21 protein-coding genes, 1 tRNA gene and 1 rRNA gene are annotated in these 25,374 nt (G+C 63.1%); 2 read left to right on the top strand and 21 right to left on the bottom strand.

All coding sequences use genetic code 11. The annotated features are described in order from the left end of the window. Positions 1-81: 81 nt before the first annotated feature. The gene (locus AB0P23_RS06440; protein WP_206499141.1) at positions 82-312 is read left to right on the top strand and encodes a hypothetical protein; all 231 of its coding nucleotides are present in this window, start codon (positions 82-84) and stop codon (positions 310-312) included. Between the two features lie 283 nt (positions 313-595). On the opposite strand, the gene AB0P23_RS06435 is transcribed toward AB0P23_RS06440, so the two are convergent. Both AB0P23_RS06435 and AB0P23_RS06430 read right to left on the bottom strand, forming a co-directional pair. Beyond that, positions 596-1,018 (bottom strand): hypothetical protein, encoded by a 423-nt coding sequence (locus tag AB0P23_RS06435; RefSeq protein WP_032387383.1) that lies wholly within the window; start codon positions 1,016-1,018, stop codon positions 596-598. 1,726 nt (positions 1,019-2,744) lie between these two features. After that, positions 2,745-2,924, bottom strand: a complete 180-nt coding sequence (locus AB0P23_RS06430) for a transporter substrate-binding domain-containing protein (RefSeq protein WP_241258484.1) — start codon at positions 2,922-2,924, stop codon at positions 2,745-2,747. 264 nt (positions 2,925-3,188) lie between these two features. Here AB0P23_RS06430 and AB0P23_RS06425 point away from each other — a divergent pair, with 264 nt between their 5' ends. Beyond that, positions 3,189-6,932, top strand: coding sequence for a DUF4365 domain-containing protein (locus AB0P23_RS06425; RefSeq protein WP_363797075.1), 3,744 nt, complete (start codon positions 3,189-3,191; stop codon positions 6,930-6,932). 759 nt (positions 6,933-7,691) lie between these two features. Here the strand turns inward: AB0P23_RS06425 and AB0P23_RS06420 are convergent. The 19 genes from AB0P23_RS06420 to rrf form a co-directional block, all read right to left on the bottom strand. Then, positions 7,692-7,765: transfer RNA gene (locus tag AB0P23_RS06420), tRNA-Pro, on the bottom strand. An 85-nt stretch (positions 7,766-7,850) separates the two neighbouring features. Further along, entirely contained in the window at positions 7,851-9,299 is a 1,449-nt protein-coding gene (gene der, locus AB0P23_RS06415; protein ID WP_027497207.1) for a ribosome biogenesis GTPase Der, read from the bottom strand. Further along, complete coding sequence (cmk, locus tag AB0P23_RS06410; protein ID WP_094668760.1) at positions 9,296-9,979, bottom strand: (d)CMP kinase; 684 nt, start codon at positions 9,977-9,979, stop codon at positions 9,296-9,298. The genes der and cmk overlap by 4 nt, the downstream gene beginning before the upstream one ends. Further along, a complete protein-coding gene (locus tag AB0P23_RS06405; protein WP_072692094.1) occupies positions 9,979-11,160 on the bottom strand; it encodes a pseudouridine synthase in 1,182 nt (393 codons plus the stop codon). Before AB0P23_RS06405 ends, cmk begins: the two co-directional genes overlap by 1 nt. Positions 11,161-11,172: 12 nt before the next feature. Then, the gene (gene scpB / locus AB0P23_RS06400; RefSeq protein WP_057474926.1) at positions 11,173-11,856 is read right to left on the bottom strand and encodes an SMC-Scp complex subunit ScpB; all 684 of its coding nucleotides are present in this window, start codon (positions 11,854-11,856) and stop codon (positions 11,173-11,175) included. Further along, complete coding sequence (locus tag AB0P23_RS06395) at positions 11,853-12,689, bottom strand: segregation/condensation protein A (protein ID WP_094652690.1); 837 nt, start codon at positions 12,687-12,689, stop codon at positions 11,853-11,855. Before AB0P23_RS06395 ends, scpB begins: the two co-directional genes overlap by 4 nt. Next, complete coding sequence (locus AB0P23_RS06390) at positions 12,686-13,705, bottom strand: ParA family protein (protein ID WP_283348434.1); 1,020 nt, start codon at positions 13,703-13,705, stop codon at positions 12,686-12,688. Before AB0P23_RS06390 ends, AB0P23_RS06395 begins: the two co-directional genes overlap by 4 nt. A gap of 110 nt (positions 13,706-13,815) precedes the next feature. Beyond that, a complete protein-coding gene (xerD, locus tag AB0P23_RS06385; RefSeq protein WP_206497575.1) occupies positions 13,816-14,730 on the bottom strand; it encodes a site-specific tyrosine recombinase XerD in 915 nt (304 codons plus the stop codon). 5 nt (positions 14,731-14,735) lie between these two features. After that, on the bottom strand, positions 14,736-15,371 hold the full coding sequence (locus tag AB0P23_RS06380; RefSeq protein WP_206497576.1) for an NUDIX hydrolase: 636 nt from the start codon (positions 15,369-15,371) through the stop codon (positions 14,736-14,738). After that, a complete protein-coding gene (locus tag AB0P23_RS06375) occupies positions 15,368-17,101 on the bottom strand; it encodes a CTP synthase (RefSeq protein ID WP_206497577.1) in 1,734 nt (577 codons plus the stop codon). The genes AB0P23_RS06380 and AB0P23_RS06375 overlap by 4 nt, the downstream gene beginning before the upstream one ends. A gap of 155 nt (positions 17,102-17,256) precedes the next feature. Next, positions 17,257-18,204, bottom strand: coding sequence for a copper transporter (locus AB0P23_RS06370; protein ID WP_206497578.1), 948 nt, complete (start codon positions 18,202-18,204; stop codon positions 17,257-17,259). After that, entirely contained in the window at positions 18,201-19,385 is a 1,185-nt protein-coding gene (steA, locus tag AB0P23_RS06365; RefSeq protein WP_032366203.1) for a putative cytokinetic ring protein SteA, read from the bottom strand. Before steA ends, AB0P23_RS06370 begins: the two co-directional genes overlap by 4 nt. A gap of 84 nt (positions 19,386-19,469) precedes the next feature. Beyond that, the gene (recN, locus tag AB0P23_RS06360) at positions 19,470-21,239 is read right to left on the bottom strand and encodes a DNA repair protein RecN (RefSeq protein ID WP_206497579.1); all 1,770 of its coding nucleotides are present in this window, start codon (positions 21,237-21,239) and stop codon (positions 19,470-19,472) included. Between the two features lie 2 nt (positions 21,240-21,241). Then, positions 21,242-22,207, bottom strand: coding sequence for an NAD kinase (locus AB0P23_RS06355; RefSeq protein ID WP_032366112.1), 966 nt, complete (start codon positions 22,205-22,207; stop codon positions 21,242-21,244). Beyond that, entirely contained in the window at positions 22,204-23,031 is an 828-nt protein-coding gene (locus tag AB0P23_RS06350; protein WP_032372367.1) for a TlyA family RNA methyltransferase, read from the bottom strand. Before AB0P23_RS06350 ends, AB0P23_RS06355 begins: the two co-directional genes overlap by 4 nt. 1 nt (position 23,032) lies before the next feature. Continuing rightward, the gene (locus AB0P23_RS06345) at positions 23,033-23,275 is read right to left on the bottom strand and encodes a hypothetical protein (protein ID WP_032372366.1); all 243 of its coding nucleotides are present in this window, start codon (positions 23,273-23,275) and stop codon (positions 23,033-23,035) included. Between the two features lie 64 nt (positions 23,276-23,339). Continuing rightward, positions 23,340-24,329 carry an HAD-IIA family hydrolase gene (locus AB0P23_RS06340; RefSeq protein ID WP_032372365.1) on the bottom strand — a complete coding sequence of 330 codons (990 nt, stop codon included), beginning with the start codon at positions 24,327-24,329 and terminating at the stop codon, positions 23,340-23,342. Beyond that, positions 24,326-25,207, bottom strand: a complete 882-nt coding sequence (locus AB0P23_RS06335; protein ID WP_080729252.1) for a hypothetical protein — start codon at positions 25,205-25,207, stop codon at positions 24,326-24,328. Before AB0P23_RS06335 ends, AB0P23_RS06340 begins: the two co-directional genes overlap by 4 nt. Positions 25,208-25,281: 74 nt before the next feature. Further along, positions 25,282-25,374 (bottom strand): 5S ribosomal RNA (gene rrf, locus AB0P23_RS06330); the annotation flags it as partial.

The following is a 25,374-nucleotide window of genomic DNA, read 5'->3' as shown; positions in this document are numbered from 1 at the left end:
AACAGGTGGACCGCGACGGCTGCCTGGTGAGATGCTCGGCCGACACCGGGATTGCGGCACCCAGCGCAGCGGGACGGAGGCATGACGAGAATGTCCACCAATCTTGCTCCTTCCACTGCCACCTGGGTTCTCGAACACCTCGAACCCGGCGAACGTGTGACGGCCGTGGACTCGATGACCGGAGGCATCACGGCCGAGGTGCGTCGGCTCACTGTGGCAGATGATCAGCACGCCGTTCGCGTGCTCGTGTTGAAGAGCTACACAGCCGTGTCCGTCTCGGCTAACTGTCGTTGCCGAAGAACCACCAAGTGAGGACAATCGCTACGACTGCGGCAACAGTAAAAAGGACGGCGTTGAGCCAATGTGGGTTGCCAGTATCGAGATCTGCCAGTGCCATGATACTCGCCCATCTGTCCGCCCTAGTGGACAAAACCGACTTCTGCAGTCGAGCCTATACACAATGGAACGGATAAGTCCTCATCGTTCGACATCTATCCGATCAATCAATCGCGCGCCATCGTGGTCATTGGAATCGAGCAGACTTCGGGAATCTTTATTCCAAGGCTGGGCCGACTCGCCGTACCGATGCGTGGGTCTACTTTTCGGCCAGACCTGTTGCCGTCGCCAAGTATTCGCGTGAATCTCGAAACGTCTGCGCTACACCGCGTCCTGCGATCGCGTGATACCGACTGATTTGGTCGTCATCGAGAGCATCGAGAACAGTGCTGGAATCTGCGTGCATCCAACCACCATCTTGGACCAGTTCATGGGCGCGTTTGCCGTGCAGGGCAGAAATTCCCTCGACTCTGATCCCCTGGGGATCGGTCGACGCCGCAAGGTAGTAGGCCTTCTTGCCGGGGTAACCGGCCTTGACCTTCTCACGCAACCGGAAGACGGCGGCGGCTGCGTCGTCGATGGCCGACGCCTGCTCGTCGGACCCGGATTCGGAGGCCGAAACTCGCGCGATCTCCGCATCCAGCGCAGCGAGCAAAGTGGCGAGGTACTCGAGATCACTCATAGGCCCATGATGCCCTAGTGCAGTGTGCTCTCGAACCAGCACCTGACGGAAAGAAATCGACGATGCCCCCGTCTCGGGGTCCGCGACGCGACGTACTGACACGCCGACCGTCTACAACTCCGTGACAGCGCCGGGGTTTGTCCCTCGCAGTTCGGGGGTCAAAAGGGTCCTGTCGGAAGTCCCGATACCCGACGATAGGGTCATGAGCCGCCGACGACGCGGAGCTGTCCGGACGGTTCGTTGCACCACCTGCAGCTCCCGTCGATGTAGTCGTGGCCGTCTTCACGTTCGCACTCATCCACCGCGCATCCGCTGCCGCAAGACAGCATCTGTCCACGTTTGCACCGCTCGCCGTCGCACCCTGGGTGTGAAGCGTTCGCGGCGGGGAGTCGCCAGCGACGAGTACGTCCGCCGAAACAGACGGCCACTGCGCCGGAAACCGCTCAAGGCGACCCTGACTCATCCGGATTTGTCTCAACAACAATATCTCTCAGCCTCGATCGCCTCATGGAGAGTACTAACATAGTCAAAGCTGTCGCCATTGCTGCCATGAATCGCTATTACGTGCTGGCCGGCCACAACCTTCAGGAAGATTAGAATCCCTTTCCAAGCCGGACCAAACCTCCCTCATCAGGACACCCACCATTGCCCAGTGGCCTTTCCCCATACAACCTCACATGTCCTCGCCGACGCGTATCGAGTAGCAAAGATGCGTACCGACACAGCTGATCCGCGCCTCGGTCCCAGCCTAAGGATCGGGCGCTGTATGCGGGGAAACGACCGAGGCTAGACCGGGTCGGTTGGCGGTGTTCGGCATTCCTTATCGCGGCGACGGATCGCGTTGCTGATACCCGCCCGGACGCGGCACCACCAACAGCGACAGTGAGTCCGAGCCGGATTCGGTTCAGATGGCCGAACGCGGCTCGGCTTCGCTGACTACTGAACGGTTTTCGTCGTGGCAGACATGTTGCCCAGCGAGAAGGCCGGCTAGGACGACCGCGCGTGCCGCATGGGCCAAGATCTCACCTGGTAGCGGTGGACCATCGAGGGTTCGAATTGGCATGGTTGTCGGTATCGCGTTGGGTACCGACAAGGAGCTGTCCCGCGACACTTCCGGTGCGGCTATGGGGGTCCGTGGGGTGTCCATGGCATGCATACCTCGCGCATTCTCAACCGGTGCATGTGCGGTGGCCGTATCGCGCCTCGCCCAAACCGCCTGTTTCGACTGGCGGTCTGCCCTGCAGACAGGCCCTTGGGCTTAGGCGACCAAGGTGGCCGTTCGGATGGAGATGGCCGGCCGACCAGGCATCGAGGTCGAGGGGCTGCACTTCCCATCCCAGCACCTGACCCTCGCCCTGGCTGCGCTTCTTCCTGATCGCATCGACCGAGGCCAGCGTTGCGCTGAATCGATCGATGTCACCGACACCTCTCCAGAGGACAGTCCAAGTGGAGGTCAGCAGGAGCGGCATTTGGCGCGCGATGCCGGATCTATCGGCCGGAAGGACCGACGGTCGGTACCTCGCTAGTTGCTCGAGCGCCCGGTGGTCAGGACGGCCGCTCCAGTGATGGATCTCCGGGGCGTCGTCCCGGTCCTCGGGACAGGCGCATATCGCGTACCAATGCCATCAGCACCTCCCGCCAAAGTCTATCGAGCCAGTGGTAGATCGGTTGGCACCTCATCTGGTCCGGCGGCTTCGTGCAGGAGCGTAGAACATTCCGGTGTCGATCATGTCCCACCTGCCCGCTTGCAGAACGGAGATCTGCGCCCTGAACTCGATGTGACGAACTTCGGAGTCAGAAACAGGCGCTTGGAGATCTCCTTGCCGAGGTCGATGCGCATGCCGATCACGTCGCCGTTCGGATCGACGTACTGCATGGGCGGCAGCGTTGCATTTCCGGCTGACATGGCTTCTGCGCGATCATGCACGGACGCCCCGCCCACTGCAAGGCTCTCGTCGCGCGAGCGGATCCGGGGCACGACGAGGGCATGCCAGTCAACCAATAGAAGGTCTACCGCCCCTGGAAGAAGGAGGGTCTCTAGGACCTACCATCCCGCAAGCGCGCCGGCATCAGCTCCTATCCACAAAGCGAAGCAGATGCACCGAAAGTGGTGCCAGCGATGCACGGTAGGCCCACCCCACGTAACGTGACTTCATATAGAGAATCGGTCATGGGGGAGGTAATAGCAATCGTCGATACCAGCGGAACCGACAGGGAGGCAGTCCATCTTTCCGGTCTTCGAATCGAGCGCACGTTCAAATTCGCTTTTCGCGAACAACAAACTTCCGACTACGGCATCGACGCCCATGTCGAAATCAAACGCGCTGCCATCGCGACGGGTCGCCTCGTAGGACTGCAGATCAAAGGTGGGGATTCTTACTTCAAAGAGGAGAATTCCGATGGTTGGAAGTACCGTCCCTCTAAACGACACGTCTCATACTGGCTTGAGCACTCACTGCCCGTTTTCCTGCTTCTCGCCGATCTGACGACCGATGAGATTTACTGGCAGGAAATTTCGGAGAGGACGATTGAATCCGGCCCCCGAGACGGTTTGTTTATTCTGGTTCCACGCGCGAATACCCTGGATTCGGCAGGCGCGGCATGGGAGGCCGCGGCCGATCGCTTCGCCGATACCGCCTACGAACAGTTTGAAGACAACCTCAGCAGGCTGCCACCACAGGTCGCTGACAGACTTAGGGGCGCGGCCGAAGAAATGCGAGAGAGTGCGGCATTGCTGGCAGCCCACCTCGCACACGGCCGTCGAGCTCCGAGAGCTGTGCTGGAGACACTACTGGATAGCGATCCTCCCTGGTTGGCGGCATTTGGGCCAAGCCGAGGCCTTTTGTCAATGGCGGACTACGCGCACGCACACGAGATAAATGACCTCAGCGCAGATATCTTCGTCAAAGCCGCCGAACTAGATGCGAAGAACGCATGCCGTTACATCACGAACGGTGGTCTCGTGCTGCTGGACTCAGATAATGACAGAGCTCAGAATCTGTTTCGCCGCGCGGTCGCTATTAGCAAGGAAGTTACAGATCCGCGACTTGCGGTTGGCCTCGCAATCCTCGAACATCCCGCCAATAGCGCCAAGCCGGTCAGCCTTGCTTCCGATGTCGAGGCCTTACTCGAAGCCAGTAACGATGATTCGGTCGTGTTGAGCTTTTTGGCAAGACGCAAAGAGTTCGGACGCGATTTGAATGGTGCCGTATCAATCGCAGAGCGCGCCCAAATACTGGCGCCGAAGTCTGCTGGCGTCGCAGAAATGCTCGCCGATATACTAATCCAGCGAGCGATGTCGAATTGTAGCGTACCTGGAGACCTCAAGCGCTCACTAAGTTTGGCTCAAGCAGCAGTAGACCAGATACACGAATGGAACGGGCCAACGAAGTCGGCCCTCACCACCCTTCTCAAGTGCCTGATGGCAGCTGGCGACTTTGCTGATGTACTCAACCGTTCTTTGGCCTCTCCGCAGGGGCGGGCGACAGAAATAGAGTCTCAGCGATCCGATGTGCAAGCTGCAGCCGCGATCGCCGCTGCAGCCCTAGGAAAACTCGACCTCGCTGTCCGACTAATTGACGAGATGCCGGACGGAATCGACAAAAAGGTGGCAGCAGTTCGGATCCACACAACCGAACATTCAGAGGATGAGCAACGTCAACGTCTGACCGCCCTCTTCCCTGACCTCGACGCTGATCGTCCAGACGCCTTGCTCCGAATTGTGTTGCGGTTGAGCGATCTTGGCGTCGACGAATCGGCTCGCCTTACACCTCTGGTCGAACGTGACATAATCACGGCGAGTTGGCAACAGATAATCTCCACGAATGCTGCCGCTGTTGTTGTTCTCGACGCAAATCTACCCGCGTTACGAATTCTCGCCGACACGGAGGAGTTCGCTGCAACTAAACTCGTAGAACTTTTAGCGCGCGGAAATAGGGGTGATGATGCGCAAAACGCAGCGGACAGGGCATATGGCCGCTACAGGAGTGTTGGCTTCGCAGGTCGACGGTGCGAGCTGTTGAGGAGTCTTAACCGCGGGGATGAAGCAGCTATTGTCGCGGGGGACGTCCTGTCGTCATCAACCGTCGACCCATTCAACAGACGAATCGCGCGTCGCACCATCGCACGACACTCAATTGACACCGCGCATGCTACTAACGGCGAGGCGGCGTCATCGCTTCTGCGTAGAGCCGAACGTCAAATTCTTGGGTGCATCAGTGATGGTGACGGACTAACGATCGACCCACAAGATGTTTGGCAGCTCGCAGAAGTACAGCACAACCTGGGATCTTTCATAAAGGCATACGCAACTATTTCATCATACGATCCGCCTATCAGAAACATCGACGAAGCACATCTGTGGTTCGCGATTGTCTCAAGGCAAGTCGCGCTACCACCGACAGCTTTTGCCCGCATGCTCGATCTCGCCGAACAATTTGCAGACAACGCTGGATTTAGCGCGTCTCTCCTGGGCACAGTTATCACCAGAACCCGTGATACGGGTGACGAGCCCGCCACCCAGGCTGATCACCGCCCAGAACTCGACAACGATCTCCGCCACACAGCATTTGACGCTTTGCAATCCCATATAGCTCGCCATGGCACAGCGAGTCCGATTCAAGTCCTGGACGCACATACAACCGAAACACTTATCTCCAGGATGGCCGACATCATGCGGCGAGATGACACGCCGCTCTTTGACATTTTGGAGATGCTTCACCAGGCTCGGCTACCGCTCGGGGCTCTAGCCAGTGCAGTCAGCCGTCCATACTCCGCGATCTTGGCAGTCCGTCCACTGGGCTACTACCTGGCGGCGACCGCCCGCGAGGGTGACGCAGCCGCGGAGGAGTCAGCCGTGGGATCAGCCGTCGGGTCGGACGTTGTAGCTGATGCCTCTGCCCTACTGATTGCGACTCAACTTAACGAGTACCAAAATGTGCGCGGGATGGTGCGTAATGTCTTGGTTGCTTACAGCACATTCGATGACATCGTCCGCGGCAGGCTCGACCTCGACGGACGATCAGCGGGCAGCACTTTCATTTCTTACGACTCAGCTGGTGACTCGATCGAGTTACGCCAGCTAGACCTCAACGAACATCTAGGCGCTCTCCGCCGCATGGCAATGCTGGAGGAGACTGCCTCTACCGTTCAGATCATTGCAGATGTTGACCCATCGATACTGGAAGATTTCAAGCTCTCGAGGGCATCACCATGGTTGACCCCAATTGCCCTCGCAAAGGCACGAAACGTACCGTTGTGGTCAGACGATGTGGCACAGCGTCGATTGGCTCAAGAGTACGGCGTACCTGCTTTCGGCACTATTACGCACCAGGAAAGGCGGGCTACTAACTGGCTGGAGTCGCGAACGCTTTCACCTGAAGATGTCGACGAAATCCTCGAACAGAGGAAAGACGAAACAATGCGTGCTCTATCCGCTCGGATCGCAGACGTGCCAACCGACGCGTCAACTGTGATTGCACAGGCCCGCGCCGAAGACTGGCATGTGGCCGTGGCACTGATAACAGTTGGCCGCCCCGGGTGGTGGCATTTGGCGGGCAATCCCTGGCTGGACCTGCAAGCAATATTGGGTTCAGCGGCGACAGAGTCTGCACAGGTCAACGCGTGGCGGGTGCAAGCGATGTGGGGTGTGGCACGATTAGCTGGCGACGAGCCCTCACGAATGGCGACTTTACTCGCTGCCGTTGCAATCATGCCCGAACATACCGGCGCCAACAAATACGACGTGATCAGTAATCTAAGACAAGCCCAAGAGATTGCGTCGTCGTCGAAGGCTGACAGTCCTGCGGACCACTTGGGCGAGGCGGTGACTACGCTTGCCAGCGCCGGATGTTTGGACAACGCATCGGAGCATCTCGCCCAAGTTCAGGAACTATTAACAGATGCGGGTCGGTAATCAACTCTGGGCAAGGCAATACCCAAACTCCGGATACCTTTTTCGGAACGGGGCGTTGGTGCATCGACTCGCCGCCGTTTGCAACCTGAATTAAATTGACGGGTAAGGTCACCTACTCCGTAGTTCTAAATAAAAAAGCCCAGATTCCCAGCTTTCGACTACGACCCAAGGTCGTCCTACAGCGATTTCGTGTGCTTACTAAGCTGCGTGTGCATGGCCACCGTTATCGTATCCACCCGGTTCAGTTTTAGCTTCTGAGAACCACCTTGAATTAGCCCGAATGACTCCGTCAGACACCGAACCCACGCCCACAACATGGTCACCGTTGTCGACTGCCGCATGACCTGGTCGCGGCCCTAAGCAACTCCTGGAGCAAGACCGAGTGCATTCGCTCGAAGACGAGCGTCGGGGCAGTTAATCGGTTCTCTCCGGTGGAGCAGGTCGACGGCTGGAGTATTAGCCTCGCGGATCGCAACCACAAGCGTCTTGGACGTCTCGTCACAAACCACGAACAATGGGATGTGCGCAGATCGGCGTGGACTCGAAGTATCCTTGACCGCGATTTTGCCGAATCAAGTGGCTCCGTCCGGTGACGTCCATCGAGCCCATCGCTCAGGTGCCGAGATCAAACTCGACGTCGCTTCACATGGACTCCCGCATTTCTGCGTCTTCGCCCCTGCGAGGGGTACAACGCTCCCGGCAAACAGATGACACAGGCGGCTCCGGGTTTCTTCGGAGCCGCCTGTGTCCTGCATTCTGTCGGGCTGACAGGATTTGAACCTGCGACCACTTGACCCCCAGTCAAGTGCGCTACCAAGCTGCGCCACAGCCCGCCGCACCTCGAAAGGCGCTTGCTGAGATTACCCCAGCCCTACCCCTGAGAGGAAATCGCCTGCTCAGGGGCCGGGTCGGACTAGGTCAGCGGTTGTTGCCCTTGCCTGGCCGTTCCCGCTTCTCGCGGATACGTACCGAGACGCGAACGGGGCTGCCGTCGAAGTTGAACTCTTCACGCAGACGCCGCTCAATGAATCGGCGGTAGCCGGCCTCGAGGAAGCCGGTGGTGAACAGCACGAACGTCGGCGGGCGTGTGCTGGCCTGCGTCGCGAACATGATGCGCGGCAGGCGTCCGCCACGCATCGGCGGCGGAGTGGCTGCCACGACCTCTTTGAGCCACGTGTTGAGGCGTCCGGTGGGGACACGCTTGTCCCACGACTCCAGAGCCGTCTCCAGTGCGGGAACCAGCTTCTGCACGGCGCGGCCGGTGTGCGCCGAAATGTTCACCCGCTGGGCCCACGGCACGCGCGCGAGATCGCGGTCGATTTCTTTCTCGAGCTGCTGACGACGATCGTCGTCCACCAGATCCCACTTGTTGAACGCCAACACCAGCGCGCGGCCGGCATCGGAGACCATGCTCAGCACGCGCAGATCCTGCTCCGAGATCACCTGTGAGGCATCGAGAAGCAGAATTGCGACCTCGGCTGCTTCGATCGCGGACTTGGTGCGCAGCGACGCATAGAACTCGGCACCACTGGCATGACTGACGCGCTTGCGTAGTCCGGCCGTATCGACGAATCGCCATGTCTTGCCGCCCAATTCGACCAGCGAGTCGACCGGGTCGACAGTGGTGCCTGCAACATCGTGCACCACCGAACGCTCGTCACCCGAGAGCTTGTTGATCAGCGACGACTTGCCGACGTTCGGCTTACCGACCAGAGCGACACGCCTCGGTCCCCCACCGGGGATACCTTCGCGCGGAGTCTCCGGCAGGGCCTCGAGCACACGGTCGAGCAGATCACCGGTACCGCGGCCGTGGGTGGCGGACACCGATAGCGGCTCCCCCAGACCCAGCGACCACAGTGCGGCGACCTCGGACTCGGTGCGACCGTCGTCGACCTTGTTGGCCACCAACAGAACCGGAGTCTTCGACCGACGCAGCACTCGTGCCACTGCCTCGTCCGTCGTCGTCGAACCAACGCGGGCATCGACGACCAACAGGATCGCGTCGGCGGTGTTCATCGCCAACTCGGCCTGGCGCGCAACGGACTGTTGCAGTCCCTTGGCGTCGGGCTCCCAACCGCCGGTGTCCTGCACCAGGAAGCGTCGACCACTCCAGTTCGCCTCGTACGACACGCGGTCGCGAGTGACGCCCGGGACGTCCTCGACCACTGCTTCGCGGCGGCCGATGATGCGGTTGACGAGCGTCGACTTGCCGACGTTCGGTCGGCCCACCACGGCGAGAGTCGGTACGGCTACAGCATCTTCGCCGTCCTCACCCTCGTTGAGGTCGACGTACTCCCACTCGCCCTCGTCGCTCCACGTTCCGTCGCCCGCGGTTTCCGCTGCGCCGGAGAAGAATTCTTCACTCACTGCACTGCTCCACTTCTGTCGTTCACCACGAGCAGCAAACGCTCGATCACGCCGTCGAGATCCAGCTCGCTGGTATCGACGATCACCGAATCCTCAGCGGGACGAAGCGGTGACACTGCCCTCGTCGAATCTGCATGATCGCGGCGCTGCACATCCGCGAGCACGGATTCGTAGTCGTCATCGCGACCCTGTTCGATGTTCTGTTTGTTGCGGCGCTCCGCACGCGCCTCCGGTGAGGCTGTCAGGAACACCTTCACGTCGGCGTCGGGAAGCACGACGGTGCCGATGTCGCGACCCTCCACCACAATTCGCGTCGACGAGCTGGCGAGGTCGCGCTGCATCTGCACCAAGAGCTCACGGACCGCAGGCACCGCGGACACAGCCGAGACGGCTTTGGTCACTGCGTCGCCGCGGATTTCGCCGCTGACGTCCTCTCCGTCGAGCAAGACGGTCTCCGACAGAGGATCTTTTCCGATCTCGAGGGGAAGGGCTGCAACAGCTTTCGCGACTGCGTCTGCATCGGTGGGCTCGACGCCCGAACGCAGCACCCATACCGTTGCGACGCGGTACATCGCACCGGTGTCGAGGTAGCTTGCTTCGAGTGCCGATGCGAGCCGGCGCGATACCGACGACTTACCGGTGCCCGACGGCCCGTCCATCGCCACGACGAGCGCACTCATCACAGACCTACGGATTCGTAGAGCTTGCCGATCTCGCCGCGGCCGAGAACACGCAGTGTTCCGGGACGCTGATCGCCGAGCACGATGTTGCCGACGTCGGTACGCACGAGGCGTCCCACCGGGAATCCGACCTTGTCGAACAACCGACGCACGATGTGCTTGCGGCCCTCGTGCAACGTCACCTTGACGAGCGATTTGCCGTCCGAGATATCGAGCAGCTGGAAGCCGTCGACCTTCACCGGGCCGTCGTCGAGAGTGACACCTTCGCGCAACTGCTTGCCGAGCGTGCGGGGAATCGTGCCGAACAGCGTCGCGAGATAAGTCTTGGACACCTCGTACGACGGGTGCATCAGCCGGTGAGCAAGGTCACCGTCGTTGGTGAACAACAACAGTCCCTCGGTGTCGGCATCGAGCCGACCGACGTGGAACAGACGCTGACCCGCCTGCACGCGCTCGGCGACGATGTCGCCGACGCACGGACGACCCAGATCGTCCGACATGGTGCACTGCCATCCGCGCGGCTTGTTCATCGCGAGATGAACCAGTTCTTCCTTCACGACGACACGAGTGCCGTCGACGCGAACGACGGCGATGTTCGGATCGATGCGGATGCCCTGCTCGGTGACGATGCGTCCGTCCACCTCGACGCGACCGTCGGCGATCAGCTCTTCCGCGGCCCGACGCGACGCGACACCGGCCTGCGCGAGCACCTTCTGCAACCGAACACCCTCACCGGCAGGCACGTGCTTGCGCGGGGACGAATCGGTGTACTGATGCTTCGCCGGCTTGGCGTTGCTGATGGTGGTCGCCGGAGTCTGCTTCTTCTGCGGCTTCGGCGGCTTGGGGCGCGACGGCTTCTTGCGGGGCACCGCGTCGTTGCTGCGATCGTTGATGCCCGTCTCGACGGGCTTGTTCTCGAACGATTCCCCCTGCTCGACGCCTCTGCGCGGGGCCGGTCGGCCACCGGTGCGGGGAGCGCCTGCGCGTGGTCCCCCGGTGCGAGGGGCGCCGGTTCGGGGTGCACCAGCGCGGGGAGCGCCGTCCCGGGGTGCGGCGTCGCGGGTGCGATCTCCGCGGCGTGCGTCACGCGGGGTGTCCGACCGACCTGCGGTGGGCTTCCTGCGTGGGTCTTGTCTCTTGTTACGGTCCGGTGTGCCATCACGGCGAGCGGGCTTGTTCACTTGTCTTACCTATCAGTCGTCCGAGTCGAGCTCGGCTGCCGGATCGGGTTTCGATCCGCGGTTCTTGGTGGAGCGGGTCGTTCTGGGGTCGGTGTCCATGCTGTCACTGATCTCGTCGATCAGGTCCACTCCCGGCAACAGCGGTGCCAGTTCGGGTAGATCACCGAGCGATGCGAGCCCGAGCCGTTCGAGGAACAGCTCGGTGGTGCAGTACATCGTGCCGTTCGTCTCCGGGTCCGTTCCTGCTTCGGAGATCAGTCCACGGGCGAGCAACGTACGCATCACTCCATCGACATTGACTCCACGTACGGCGCTGACTCGTGCGCGGGTCAACGGTTGACGATAGGCGATCACGGCCAGGGTTTCCAATGCTGCACGTGTGAGCTTGGACCGAGCGCCGTCGAGAAGCAGCCGTTCGACGTACGGCGCATAGGCGGTTCGGGTGTAGAAACGCCACCCGTCGCCGGCGTAGCGGAGGTCGATTCCGCTGCGGCGTTCTGTCAGTTCCGCGGCCATCCGGTTCAGTGCGGCACGTACGCGGGCCACCGAAGATCCGACGGCCGATGCCAGTTGTTCGTCGGAGGCGGGAGTATCGACGATGAGCAGAACCGCCTCGAGTGCCGACGCGAGCGTGTTGTCGTCGAGTTCGCCTGACTCGTCGACATCCTCGAGCTCGAGTTCCGGGTCGGCATTCATGCGTAGTCCTCTTCCGTGACCACGATGGGTCCTTCGTCCTTGCCGGTCCAGCTCACTCGAAGATCGCCGAGCGGTTCGGGTTGCTCGAAGGCGATCACTTGTTGCCGGAACAGTTCCAGCAACGCGAGGAAGCGCGCGATTATTTCGACCTGCACTTCGCAGTCCTGCACCAGCTCCGAGAACGATGCCCACTCGTTGAGTCCCCGACCCTGCAGGTTCTCGAGCAACCACTCTGCCTGCTCGGGGATCGAGACCGCATGCTGATGAATGTGGTCGAGGCCCACTTGCGGGATCGGCTTGGGCCGAAACGCTGCGGCTGCGATGTCTGCGAACCTGGCTGGGTCGACCCCCAGCAACACCTCGGGAATCAGATCGGCGAATCGATCTTCCACCGACACCGAGCGCGGATAACGCCGCAGCGCAGCGGCTTCCAGCTCACCGAACAGCAGCGCGACTTGCTTGTAGGCGCGGTACTGAAGCAACCGGGCGAACAGGAGATCGCGCACCTCGAGCAACGCGAGATCCTCGGCGTCCTCCACATCACCAGACGGCAGCAGACGAGCCGCCTTCAGATCGAGCAACGTCGCCGCGACGACGAGGAACTCCGTTGTCTGATCGAGTCCGACATCGGCACCGAGCGATTTGGTGAACGAGATGAAATCGTCGGTGACGGTGTGCAGCGCCACCTCGGTGACATCCATGCGGTGCTGACTGATCAGCGACAGCAGCAGATCGAACGGGCCCTCGAAGTTGAGCAACCGAACCCGAAATTTCGACGGGTCCGCGTCGGCGGGAACCTCGATCGGGGCCTCGTCGGCAGCGTCGATCGTCACGGACCCGACCGGTAGATCACCTCGCGCGCAAGAGCGCGGTACGCCTGCGCGCCGCCGGATTTGGGAGCCCAGGTAGTGATCGGCTCACCGGCGACGCTGGTCTCGGGGAACCGGACCGTGCGAGTGATCACGGTGTCGTAGACGACGTCGCCGAACACCTCGACCACCCGCGTCATCACCTCGCGCGAGTGCAGCGTGCGGGCGTCGAACATCGTCACAACGATGCCCGCCAGCTTCAGTCGCGGGTTGAGCCGATCGCGCACCTTTTCGACGGTGTCGTTGAGGAGAGCCAGGCCGCGAAGACTGAAGTACTCGCACTCCATCGGAATGAGGACTTCGTCGGCACAGGTCAGCGCATTGACCGTCAGCAGGCCGAGCGAGGGCTGGCAGTCGATGAGCACGTAGTCGTAGCGGTCGAGAATGGGGTGCAGTACCCGTCCGAGCGTCTGCTCACGACCCACCTCGGTGACCAGCTGGATCTCGGCGGCCGACAGGTCGATGTTGCTCGGCATCAGATCGAGATTGTCGACGCGAGTCCGCATGATGATGTCGTCGGCCGACACCTTCGCCTCCACGAGGAGGTTGTAGACCGTCAGATCGAGTTCGTGATGTGCGACGCCCAATCCCGCGGACAGTGCGCCCTGTGGGTCGAGGTCGACGAGCAGCACGCGACGGCCGTAACCGGCCAGCGAGGCACCGAGATTGATGGTCGACGTCGTCTTGCCGACGCCACCCTTCTGGTTGCACATCGCGATGATCTTGGCCGGGCCGTGACTGGCCAGCGGCTGCGGATCGGGAACCGGCCTCGTCTTGCGACCGGTGGGCCCGAGCTCGTTCGGAGCAGGAATGATGTCGCGTGTCTCCCGACTGGATTCCGGTTGACGTGTATGGAAAAGAGCGCCATCGCTGTGCGGATGAGACGAATGCGTTTCGCCGGTATCGGGGGTGGCGGCGTGCTGCACGCCCCACGACGGTTCCGAGGCTGACTCCGCCGCTGGCGGCTGCGGTGTCGACACGTTCCAGCGCTCCCCTGTCCCGTTCGTCTTCGAGTAGTTCACGCAAACGCTACCGCTTGACGCGACGGCATTGTCGTCGGACACGCTGACACACGATTGCCGACCGCGTGCTAGCGCGCTCGCGGGTGCGCACCCGCCCACACTTCACGCAACGTCGTGACGGTGACGAGGGTGTAGATCTGTGTCGTGGTCACCGACGCGTGGCCGAGCAACTCCTGCACGACACGGACGTCGGCACCGCCGTCGAGTAGGTGCGTTGCGAACGAGTGCCGGAGCACGTGCGGTGACACCCCGGCCGTGATTCCGGCCCGCTGCGCGGAGTCCTGCAGCACTTGCCAGGCGCTCTGCCGCGACAGTCGACCACCGCGCACATTGAGAAACAGCGCCGGATTCGAGCGGGCGACGAGCCCCGGACGACCGCGCACGAGGTACGCGTCGACCGCCTCGATGGCCGGCCTCCCCACCGGGACGACTCGATGTTTCCCGCCTTTACCGCGCAGGAGCACCGAGCGAGCCTCGGTGTCGATGTCGTCCACATCCAGACCGACGGCCTCGGAGATGCGCGCGCCGGTGGAGTACAGCAGTTCGAGCAGTGCCCGATCTCGCAGCCCACGCGGCGCATCGGGACCGGCGATGGACGCCGATTCCAGCAGCGCCACGACCTGGTCGACGGGCAGCGACTTCGGTAGTCGTTTGGCCGGCTGCGGCGGCTTCACCTCGATCGCGACGTTGCGCTCCACCATGCCCTCGGCCAGGGCAAAGCGGTGCAGACCACGCACGGCGATCAGCGTTCGAGCCGCCGAACTGGCTGCGAGAGCCGGGAACTCGTCGTCGCCGCGCCGGAGGTACAGCACGAACTCGGTGATGTCGTTCTCGGTCACCTTGGCCAGATCGGAAATTCCGTAACCACTCAGAAACCGCTCGTACCGCACCAGATCGCGACGGTACGACGACACCGTGTTCGGTGCCGACCCGCGCTCGACCACAAGATGATCGAGATACGTCGCAATCTGATCGCCGATCACGGTGGCTACTTTCGTGAACTCTTCCGAGACTCGAATGCCGTGGGTCGATCCGCCCACGGGGCGTCGGCCGGACGCAACTCGGTGCCGGTGGCACGAGCTGCCGCCAACGCGAGCACTCCCGACACGGCCGAGGCGTTGACGATCTCTCCTGCCAACGCACGACGGACGGCCTCGTCCATCGGCACGAAGGACAGCTCGATGTCTGCCTCCTCGTCGTGTGCCTCCGGGCGATCGACCTCACTCAGATCCTCGGCGAGGAAAATGCGTACGGCTTGGTCGGTGAATCCGGGCGAGGCCAACACGTCCACCAACACCGACCACTTCCCGGCCGCGAGACCGGTCTCCTCGGCCAGTTCGCGCTGCGCCGCCAGCACGGGCTCCTCCCCCGGCTCGTCGAGCAGGCCCGCGGGCAGCTCCCAGAGACGACGCCCGATGGGGTGCCGGTACTGCTCGATCATCGCCACGCGGTCCTGATCGTCGACGGCAAGAATGCCGACTGCGCCGTGATGCTCGATCACTTCTCGCTCGGCGCGACGCCCGTTCGGCATCGCCACCTGATCGAGCCGCAGCGCGAGGATTGCGCCGGAGTACGGAACCTCCGAACCGAGCGTCGCGAATTCGTGTCTGGAGTCCTCGCTCATCCGACGGTCTCGGCCTCGGCGTCCGACTTCTCGGCCGCAGCGGTGTCACCGTGAATGTCGACCGGCAGCCGCTCGGCAGCCTTGTACTTCAGTGCTGCGTTGATCAGCGATGCGAACAGCGGATGCGGACGGGTAGGTCGGCTCTTGAGCTCGGGATGCGCCTGGGTAGCAACGAAGAACGGGTGCACCGATGCCGGCAACTCCACGAACTCGACCAGATGACCGTCCGGGGACGTGCCGCTGAAGACCAAGCCGCTCTTGGCAATTCGATCACGGTAGACATTGTTGACCTCGTAACGGTGACGGTGCCGCTCCGAGACGTTCTCGGTGCCGTACGACGCCGCGACGACCGAACCCTTCTGCAGCGTCGCGGGGTAGGCACCGAGACGCATGGTGCCTCCGAGGTCGGCATCGCCGGCAACAGCGTCCTCCTGATCGGCCATCGTGGAGATCACCGGATCCTTGGTATCCGGATCGAACTCGGCCGAATTGGCATCGGTCAGGCCGACCGAACGAGCCGCCTCGATGACGACGCACTGCAAACCGAGGCACAACCCCAACAGTGGAATCTTGCGGGTACGAGCGAACCCGATGGCACCGAGCTTGCCCTCGATACCGCGAATGCCGAATCCGCCGGGAATGAGCACGGCATCGACATCACCCAACGCAGCCTGAGCCCCCGCAGGCGTCGAGCACTCGTCGGACGGAACCCACTTGATCTCGACCTTGGCGCGATGAGCGAATCCACCGGCACGCAGCGCCTCGGTGACCGAGAGGTAGGCGTCGGGCAGGTCCACGTACTTGCCGACGAGACCGACGCGCACGGTTTCGCGGGGCTGGTGGACGCGCTCGAGCAGTCCGCCCCAGATGGTCCAGTCGACGTCACGGAACGGCAGACCGAGCTGCCGGACGACGTAGGCGTCGAGGCCTTCCTTGTGCAACACCTTGGGGATGTCGTAGATCGACGGGGCGTCGGGTGTGGAGATGCAGCCGTCGACGTCGACGTCGCACATCAGCGCAATCTTGTTCTTGAGCCCAGGCGGCACGTCGCGGTCGCACCGCAGGATCAACGCGTCGGGCTGAATGCCGATGCTGCGCAGTGCTGCGACGGAGTGCTGGGTGGGCTTGGTCTTGAGTTCACCGGACGGTGCCAGGAACGGAACCAGCGATACGTGCAGGAAGAACACGTTGTTGCGGCCGACGTCGTGACGGACCTGCCGCGCCGCTTCGAGGAACGGCTGCGATTCGATATCGCCGACGGTGCCGCCGATTTCGGTGATGACGACGTCCGGCTGGTGGCCCTGGAGGTCGGGACCGTTCATGGCCAGGATGCGACGTTTGATCTCGTCGGTGATGTGCGGAATGACCTGAACGGTGTCGCCGAGGTACTCGCCGCGACGCTCCTTGGCGATGACCGTCGAATAGACCTGGCCGGTGGTCACATTGGCGAATCCGGACAGATCACGGTCGAGGAAGCGCTCGTAATGGCCGACATCGAGGTCCGTCTCCGAGCCGTCCTCGGTGACGAAGACTTCACCGTGCTGGAACGGGTTCATCGTGCCGGGATCGACGTTGAGATACGGATCGAGCTTCTGCATGGTCACGCGCAAGCCGCGTGCGGTCAGTAGCTGGCCGAGGCTGGACGCCGTCAGACCTTTTCCGAGCGAAGACGCGACGCCTCCGCTGACGAAGATGTGCTTGGTGTCGGAACGCGACTGAAGGCGTGACAATGAGGCTCCCGTGACGAGTCTGCAGGGCTTGCTCCTATCAGGGGGCTGATAAGAGAGGTAAAGCGTGGAAATTGGGCCTGCTACCCACGGGACTTCACGGTAACACCAGTACGTACCTCACCGCCAACGACACGCGTATTCGACGCGAGAGCCGATCAGCTCACCGGCGCTCCCACGGTGACGGCGTTCGCGTTCGCTCCGGTGCCGTAGCGGCCCGACGCACCGTCCAGTTGCTCCGCCAGGGCGAGAACCGTGGTGATTCGGCCTGCTTCACGATCCACGTTGTCCACCGTGCTGAGCGCAGACGACAACGCCGAGTCGGCTCGTACTACTGCGATCGAGCCGTTGCCCTCGGCCGCACCGGAACGACCTGCCAGTACCGCACCTGCTCCACGTGAATCGAGAGCTCCGGCGAAGCGAGCGACGATGGCACCGCGGTTGCCGTCCTCGACATCCGAGGCACCCGAACCGGTGACCACCACGGCCAACTGCGCCGGCGCGACCGCACCGTTGTCGTAAGCGATGAACCCGCCGCTACGCAACGTCTCGAGCGCGAGAGACAGCTCCTCGGGGGTCGATTGCGGCTGCGCCGTCTGCGCATTGAGCAGCAACACCGAGCCCAGCAGGTCGCCCGCCAGACTTCCCTGGTCGACCGCCCCGGTACGCAACTGCACACCGGCCGGAATGACGTTGGTCAGTCGCGTGCGCAGATCGTCGCCGTTCGCCGCGGACACGAACGAATCCGTCAGCGACACCCGACCCGTGACCGTGGCACCGGACGCCCCGATCGAACGCGTGACTCCGTCGACATCGCCGGGATCTGCATCGGGCGTGGTGATGACCACGACACTGCGATCGACGAGGGTGTCTCGGAGTACTCGACCCGAGACCGCCGCATCGAAACCGTCGGCCGAGTTCAGCTGCTCGCCGAGCTGATTGTTGGTCGACTGCAGATCGTCGACCTGATTCTCGAGACCCGTCTTGTCGTCTCGCAGACCCGAGACCAGTCCGCTGGACAGCAGGCCCGAGCCGAGGACGATGCCGATGGCCAACGCAACGAACACGGAAGCCAGCGAAATGGCATGTTGGCGAAGCGAAATCACGAAAGCAACCCCTGGAACCACAGTGCGAATCGGTTCCACAGATCGATCGCCCAATCCAAGGATTCGCCGCCGATGTTGGAGACGGCCAACGCCACGATCACCGCAACGAGCGCAGCGAGAATGAGCAGGGCAATTGCACCGCCCGACACGCGGCTTCGGTACAGCGTGGCCACCGCCTTGGCGTCGACCAGCTTGGCACCGACCTTCAGACGCGTCATGAACGCGGCCGGGTTGGTGTTGCGTCGTCCGCGATCGAAGAATTCGTCCAGGCTTGCCGGGCTACCGACCGACACGATCAGCGACGCACCGTGGTGGTCGGCCAACAGTAGTGCGAGGTCTGCAGCAGCACCGGTCGCCGGGAAGGTCATGGCACCGATACCGAGATCCTGGATGCGTTCGAGACCTTGCGCGTGTCCGTCCGAATCGGCCGGAAGTACCACTTCTGCACCACATTTGAGTGTCTGCGCCGTGACGTCCTCCGGATCGCCGACGATCAGATCCGGGCGGTGTCCCGCTTTCATCGCTGTGTCCGCGCCCGCACCGACGCCGATGATGACGGGCGAGTACTCCTTGATGAACGGCTTCAGATTCTTCAGGTCCTCCGCGTGCCCCGGCCCGTCGGCAACGATCACGACGTGACGACCCTTGAGGTCGATGTCGATGTCCGGTACCCCGACGCCGTCGATCAGCAACGGACTCTCGGTCCGAATGAACTCGATCGTGTTGCCCGAGAACGCTTCCAGATGGTCGACCAGCCCGGTCTTGGCCTCGATCATCTTGTCCGAGATCTCGGCTTCGCTCTGCTCCTCACCCTTGGCGAGGCGGCGATCGCCGGTGTAGACGCCACCGTCGTTGAGCCGGATCTTGGTGCCGTCCTTGATCTTCTTGAAGATCTCGGTGCCGGCCGAGTCGATCAAGGTGATCCCGTTGGCGACGATGACCTCGGGGCCGAGGTTGGGATAGCGGCCGGAGATCGACGGCGACGCGTTGACGACCGCGAGCACCCCGGCCTCGACGAGCGCATCTGCGGTCAACCGGTCCAGATCGAGCTCGTCCAGAACGACGATGTCGCCGGGGCCGACCCGCTTGAGCAGCTTGGCCGTGTTGCGATCGACTCGCGCGATCCCGGTGATTCCGGGCAGCGAATCCTGACTACGTGACAGCAGTGCCGGCATCTTCATGCCCACCATGATGACCCGATCGACACGCCCGGCCATGGAGGCGCGCCGAAACAACTACCACACTGATCACATCAGCACCAAAAGTTACAGGGCGGCTCGATCCGCGTTTGCGGTGGCCAACAGCTCTTCGGCGTGTGCGCGACCGGTCTCGGTGTCGTCGAGCCCAGCGAGCATCCGGGCGAGTTCGACGACGCGTTCCGAGGACGACAGCGTCCGGACTCCGCTGTTCGCCGCCCCCTTCTTGGCGTCGGTCTTGTCCACCACCAGATGCGTGTCCGCAAACGCAGCCACCTGCGGCAGGTGGGTGACGACGATGACCTGATGGGTACGAGCCAACCGACCGAGCCGACGACCGACCTCGACCGCTGCCCGACCACCGACTCCGGCGTCGACCTCGTCGAACACCATCGTCGCGCCCTTGTCGGAACCCGCCAGCACCACCTCGAGCGCCAACATCACCCGCGAGAGCTCGCCGCCCGACGCGCTCTTGCTGATCGGCAACGCCTGGGCGCCGTCGTGCGCGGACAACCGGAACTCGACCTCCTCGACCCCGGTACTACCCGCATGCAACTCGGTACCGTCGACGACGATCGGTGCCGTGTCCGACGGTCCGGCCGGCAGCGATCGAACATCTATCTGCAGCTTGGCTTTTCCCATCGCCAGTCCGGCCAGCTCGACGCTGACGGCTTTGGACAGCTTCGTCGCCGCTTTCGACCGGGCAGCGCTGAGCTTGGACGCGGCCGCCGCTACATCGACCGCAGCCGACTCGACACGCGCACTCAGCTCCGCGAGCGCGTCGGCAGAGGTATCGATCCGAGACAAACGTTCGCGAGCGTCCTCGGCCCACGCGATGACACCGTCGACGTCGGCGGCGTACTTGCGCGTCAAAGACTTCAGCTCGGCCTGCCGGTTCAGGATCGTGTCGAGAGCTCCTGGATCCGACGGGAGATCCGACAGATACGTGGTCAGGTCGGCACCGACGTCGCCGACGACGGCCATCGCGTCGTTCAACCGGGGCAGCAGTTCTGTGAGAGCAGCATCGTCGGCGTGTTCGAGACGCGATCGTGCCTCGCCCAACAGATACAGCGCAGACGTGGTGTCCGACGCCTCCTCGGTACTCCCGACGAGAGCCGCGGCGGCACCCTCGGCGGTTTCCCGCAGCGAATCGAGGTCGCCGAGCCTGCGCACATCCTCGGCCACGGAGCGATCCTCACCCGGCTCCGGTGCCAGGGAGTCGATCTCCTGCAGGCCGAACTGCAGCCGGTCCGCTTCCTGAGCCAATTCACGGCTGCGTTCGGTGCGGTCGATCAATTCGTTGCGTGCGTCGAGCCACGTCTTACGGGCGGCGCGATACTTCGCCACCAGAGAGGCAACCGAATCACCGGCGAATCTGTCGAGTGCACCGAGTTGCTGATCGGGGCGCAGCAGCCGCAACTGATCGTTCTGGCCGTGCACTGTCAGCAGCGAATCGGTGAAGTTCGACAGCACCGATGCGGGGACGCTTCGTCCACCCAGATGTGCACGTGAGCGGCCGTCCGAATTGACCGTTCGCACGGCGATGATCGAATTGTCTTCGTCGCGTTGACCTCCCGAGGATTCGAGCACCTTCTCGACGTCCTCGATCACCTGTTCCGAGGCGGTGTCGGTGCTGAATCGACCCTCGACCACGGCCCTTTGGGCACCGAGCCGCACCCGACCTGCATCGGCGCGTGCACCCGACAGCAGATGCAAGCTGGTGACCACCATCGTCTTGCCCGCACCGGTCTCGCCGGTGAGAACCGTCAACCCCTCGTGAAATTGTGCGCTCGCACCGGAGATGACTCCGAGGCTGTCGATCCGAATCTCTTCGAGCATCCCTACCTCGCTCTCCCCCGCCACCCGGTCACGGGCAGTTCGAATTTCTTGACCATGCGATCGGCGAACGGTGCCGAATCCAGGCGAACCCACTTGATGGGCGATGCTCCCCGCACGACCTCGACGCGTGCTCCCGCCGGCAACCCCAATGTGCGGCGGCCGTCGCAGAACACGAAACCATCGTGTCCGCCGGCATCGATCTCGACGGCGATGATCGACTCGGGGCTGGTGACGAGCGGACGCGCGAAGAGGGCATGGGCGTTGCTCGGGATGACCAGTATGGCTTCGAGTTCCGGCCACACCACCGGCCCGCCTGCAGAGAACGCATATGCCGTCGACCCCGTGGGTGTCGACACGAGCACTCCGTCGCAGCCGAACGCGGAGACCGGACGCCCGTCCACTTCGAGAACGACCTCGAGGACCCCGAGCCTGGAACCGTTCTCGATGCTCGCCTCGTTCAAGGCCCACCCACGCTCGACGACCTGGTCGCCCACTCGGATGGCAATGTCCAGCGTCATCCGCTGTTCGATGCGATAGTTGCCGGCCATGACACGCGCCAGCGCGTCCTCGAGATGGTCGGCCTCGGCCTCCGCGAGAAACCCCACGTGGCCGAGGTTGATACCGAGAACCGGGATGTCGGCCGCCTGTGCGAGCTCGGCTGCGCGCAGGAACGTTCCGTCACCGCCGAGAACCAGAACCATCTCGCACCCGGCGGCCGCATCGGGACCGAACTCGACGACGTTGAGCCTCATGTCCGCCACGAACACATGGTCGTGTTCCTCGGTGTCCGATGCCTCGATCTTGGACGGTTCCACTTCGTCGACGAGAACCCGCAGGCAGATGCCTGCTTCGTCGAACACTTTGCCCACTCGGCGCGCCGTCTCGGCGATGTCGGGCCGGCCGGGGTGTGCGACGAGAAGAATCTCCCGAACGGACTCCTGTGTCGGTGCTGCATGGGACGGAGTCACTGTGGTCCTTCCTCGATCGCGTGACGGACCAACTCGGTGACGTCCACGTCGGTACGCGGCGAACCGTCACCTGCGCCCGCCTTCAGCCACAAAAAGTACTCGACGTTGCCCGAAGGTCCCGGCAGTGGGCTTGCGGCGACCGCCTCGACTCGCAGGTTCGACGCAAGCGCGGCATTCGCGACGTCCTCGACGGCCTCCGCCCGCAGCGCCGGGTCTCGCACGACGCCGCCGGAACCGACACGATCCTTGCCGACCTCGAATTGAGGCTTGACCATCAACACCATGTCGGTACCCGACGTGGAGCACGCGACGAAAGCGGGAAGAACGAGTTTCAGAGAGATGAACGACAGGTCTGCCACGATGACGTCGACCGGGCCCCCGATCGTGTCGGCATCTATCGAACGCACATTGGTGCGATCGATGACGTGCACGCGTTCGTCGGATTGCAGCCGCCACACGAGCTGGCCGTAACCCACGTCGACCGCAACGACCTCGCGCACACCGCGACTGAGCAGAACGTCGGTGAAACCTCCCGTGGAGGCACCGGCGTCGAGACACCGCGCGTTCTCGACGGTCAGACCCAGTGGCTCGAACGCGTCGAGGGCACCGAGCAGTTTGTGCGCGCCGCGAGACGCCCAGCTGATTTCGTTGTCTTCCTCGGCCACCAACAGCGGAGTGCCCGGCTCGACGGCGGTAGCGGGCTTCGAAGCCACGGTTCCGGCAATCTTCACCCGGCCTGCTTCGATGAGTTCGGAGGCGTGTTCACGAGATCTGGCCAATCCACGACGGACCAGTTCTGCGTCGACACGTGCGCGACGGGCCACGTCAGGTCTTGTCGACGGTCGTCAAGGCCCGAACCAGCACTTCGTGGGCCCGGTCCAGCACACTCGCATCACGCGCCAGGGCGTCGGAATCGACGGCCTCCGAGTCGAGGCCTGCCTCCGACCCGATGGTGAGCTGCGCGAGCAGCGACGACATCTCGGCCCTGATGCTGTCCGGATCTGCGGACGACTGTTCGCCGGCCGCGTTCGGCCGGTGTTGTCCTGGGAGTGGAATCGACGCGCTCATCACCTCTCACGCTATCGGATGGGTCCGACCAACGCCCGCTCGCGGCCGACTGCACGAACCCGTGTCAACAACCCAACAACGAGCGCAGATCGGCGAGTCCATCCCCGTCGAAGCGAACGTCCGAGAATTCCGAACCCGACCACGCAATATCGAGGACGGCGAGCAGACCCTCGAAGGCATCCATCTCGGCAGCACCCTCGAACCGCACGGACAGGACCTCGTCGTCGATGCCGACCGTCCAGCCATCCTTACCGGCTACCTCGGACGCCGACTCGTCCTTGTTCAGAACCCCGAGATCACTACCGATGTGAGTGGGACGCAGGTGCTTCGGAGCACGAAGCAACTCTGCAGCGGTACTGACACCCGTCAGGACCAACAGCGACGGGAGGGCAGCTTCGTTCGCGCCTGCTATATCGGTATCGAGCCGGTCCCCGACCACGAGCGCCGACTTGGCACCACTTCGCTCGACGGCGTCACGCATGATGGGAGCCGCGGGCTTGCCTGCAACGATGGGCTCGACGTCGGTGGCATTGCGCACTGCTGCCACCATCGAACCGTTGCCGAGAACGAGGCCGCGCTCGGTCGGAAGAGTCGCATCGACGTTGGTCGCGACCCACAGCGCGCCCGCACGCACAGCCAGCACCGCCTCGGCCAACATGGGCCACCCTGTATCGACCGAATGTCCCTGAACCACCGCAACCGGCTGGTCGTCGGCAGAGCGCACCGGCGTCAATCCCACCTTCTCGATCTCGGTCGCCAAGGCGTCGGTACCGACGACGAGGACGCGTGAGCCAGGATCGAGTCTGTCCGCGAGTACTCGGGCTGCTGCTTCGGAACTGGTGACGACAAATTCCGCTGTGGTGTCGAAACCGAGTTCGCGGAGGTGTTCGGCGACATCGCTCGGTGCGCGACTGGCATTGTTGGTGACGAAGAACTGCTTCTCGGAACCACCCGAAAGCGCCTCCACTGCACCCGGAATGGGTTCCTTGCCGGCGTAGACGGTGCCGTCGAGGTCGAGCAGCAGAACGTCGTGGGCGTCGCGCAGTAATGTCACCGACTGCCCCCGGACAACTCCTCGACCCGCTCTTCTGCGTCGGTTTCTCCATCGACATCCGCCGCGGCAGCGTTGAGGAACCACTTCACACCTTCGTCGACGCGACCGGCAGCAACGAGCGCATCGGCGTAGACGTAGAACAGACGAGCCGCAGCCGTACCCGACCGGGACGCGTCGAGATCGGGAGTCTGGAGGGTGACGACGGCCTGGTCGTACTGGTTGAGATCCATGCGAGCGCCGGCAACGACGATCCGAAGTTCCGACGCCTCTTCACCGGTCAGTTCCCGCGCTTCGTCGCTGCGACCGAGTTCGATGGCCCGCTCGGGGCGCCCGAGTCCGCGTTCGCAGTCGGCCATGACCGCGATGAGGCCGGGGCCGCCGGCCATTCGACGTGCCGCCCGCAGTTCCGACAGAGCCTCCGCCCATTCACCCGCGTGATACGCCGCGATACCGGCTGTCTCGCGTACGACGGCAATGCGGCCGGCCCGCTGACGAGCAGCGCGCGCGTGCAGCAGCGCCAACTGCGGATCGTCGTCGAGCAGGCGGCTGGTCATCACGAGGTGACGGGCCACAGCAGTGGCATTGTTCTTGTCCAAGCTCAGCAGATCCCGGCGCACTGCCGGCTCCAGCTGCCCGGCTTCGACCTCGTCGGGCAGATCCGGCTCGTCTGGCCGCGGGGGTCGACGGTCGGACGATGCGCTGTTCCCGCGGCGATCGCCGGAGAACCCACCTTCCCCACCACGCCTGCGGGGAGGACCGTCCGAACGACGCGGGTCGGCGCGACGGTCCTGAGCGCGGGGGTTGCGATCTCGGGACTCGTTGGGGCGATTGCCACCGTCTGCTCGGGAGGGGCGACGATCGTTGTTGTCTTCCGACACGGGCGTCCTTTCGGATTTTCGGGTACAAACGCAAAAAGGGGACCCACCAAGTGGGTCCCCTTCTTACAACGGGTGTTCGGCGGTGTCCTACTCTCCCACACCCTGTCGAGTGCAGTACCATCGGCGCTGGAGGGCTTAGCTTCCGGGTTCGGAATGGGACCGGGCGT

Origin of the sequence: Rhodococcus sp. NPDC077669 (assembly GCF_040686915.1) — a bacterium.
Lineage (GTDB): Bacteria > Actinomycetota > Actinomycetes > Mycobacteriales > Mycobacteriaceae > Rhodococcoides > Rhodococcoides fascians.
This window is presented reverse-complemented; position numbering and strand designations above follow the sequence as displayed.

Excerpts from the sequence above, each read along its gene's own strand:
- AB0P23_RS06440 (WP_206499141.1), top strand. The coding sequence starts at position 82 with ATGACGAGAATGTCCACCAATCTTGCTCCTTCCACTGCCACCTGGGTT.
- AB0P23_RS06435 (WP_032387383.1), bottom strand. The coding sequence starts at position 1,018 with ATGAGTGATCTCGAGTACCTCGCCACTTTGCTCGCTGCGCTGGATGCG.
- AB0P23_RS06430 (WP_241258484.1), bottom strand. The coding sequence starts at position 2,924 with ATGTCAGCCGGAAATGCAACGCTGCCGCCCATGCAGTACGTCGATCCG.
- AB0P23_RS06425 (WP_363797075.1), top strand. The coding sequence starts at position 3,189 with ATGGGGGAGGTAATAGCAATCGTCGATACCAGCGGAACCGACAGGGAG.
- cmk (WP_094668760.1), bottom strand. The coding sequence starts at position 9,979 with ATGAGTGCGCTCGTCGTGGCGATGGACGGGCCGTCGGGCACCGGTAAG.
- scpB (WP_057474926.1), bottom strand. The coding sequence starts at position 11,856 with ATGAATGCCGACCCGGAACTCGAGCTCGAGGATGTCGACGAGTCAGGC.
- AB0P23_RS06380 (WP_206497576.1), bottom strand. The coding sequence starts at position 15,371 with ATGAGCGAGGACTCCAGACACGAATTCGCGACGCTCGGTTCGGAGGTT.
- steA (WP_032366203.1), bottom strand. The coding sequence starts at position 19,385 with ATGAAGATGCCGGCACTGCTGTCACGTAGTCAGGATTCGCTGCCCGGA.
- recN (WP_206497579.1), bottom strand. The coding sequence starts at position 21,239 with ATGCTCGAAGAGATTCGGATCGACAGCCTCGGAGTCATCTCCGGTGCG.
- AB0P23_RS06345 (WP_032372366.1), bottom strand. The coding sequence starts at position 23,275 with ATGAGCGCGTCGATTCCACTCCCAGGACAACACCGGCCGAACGCGGCC.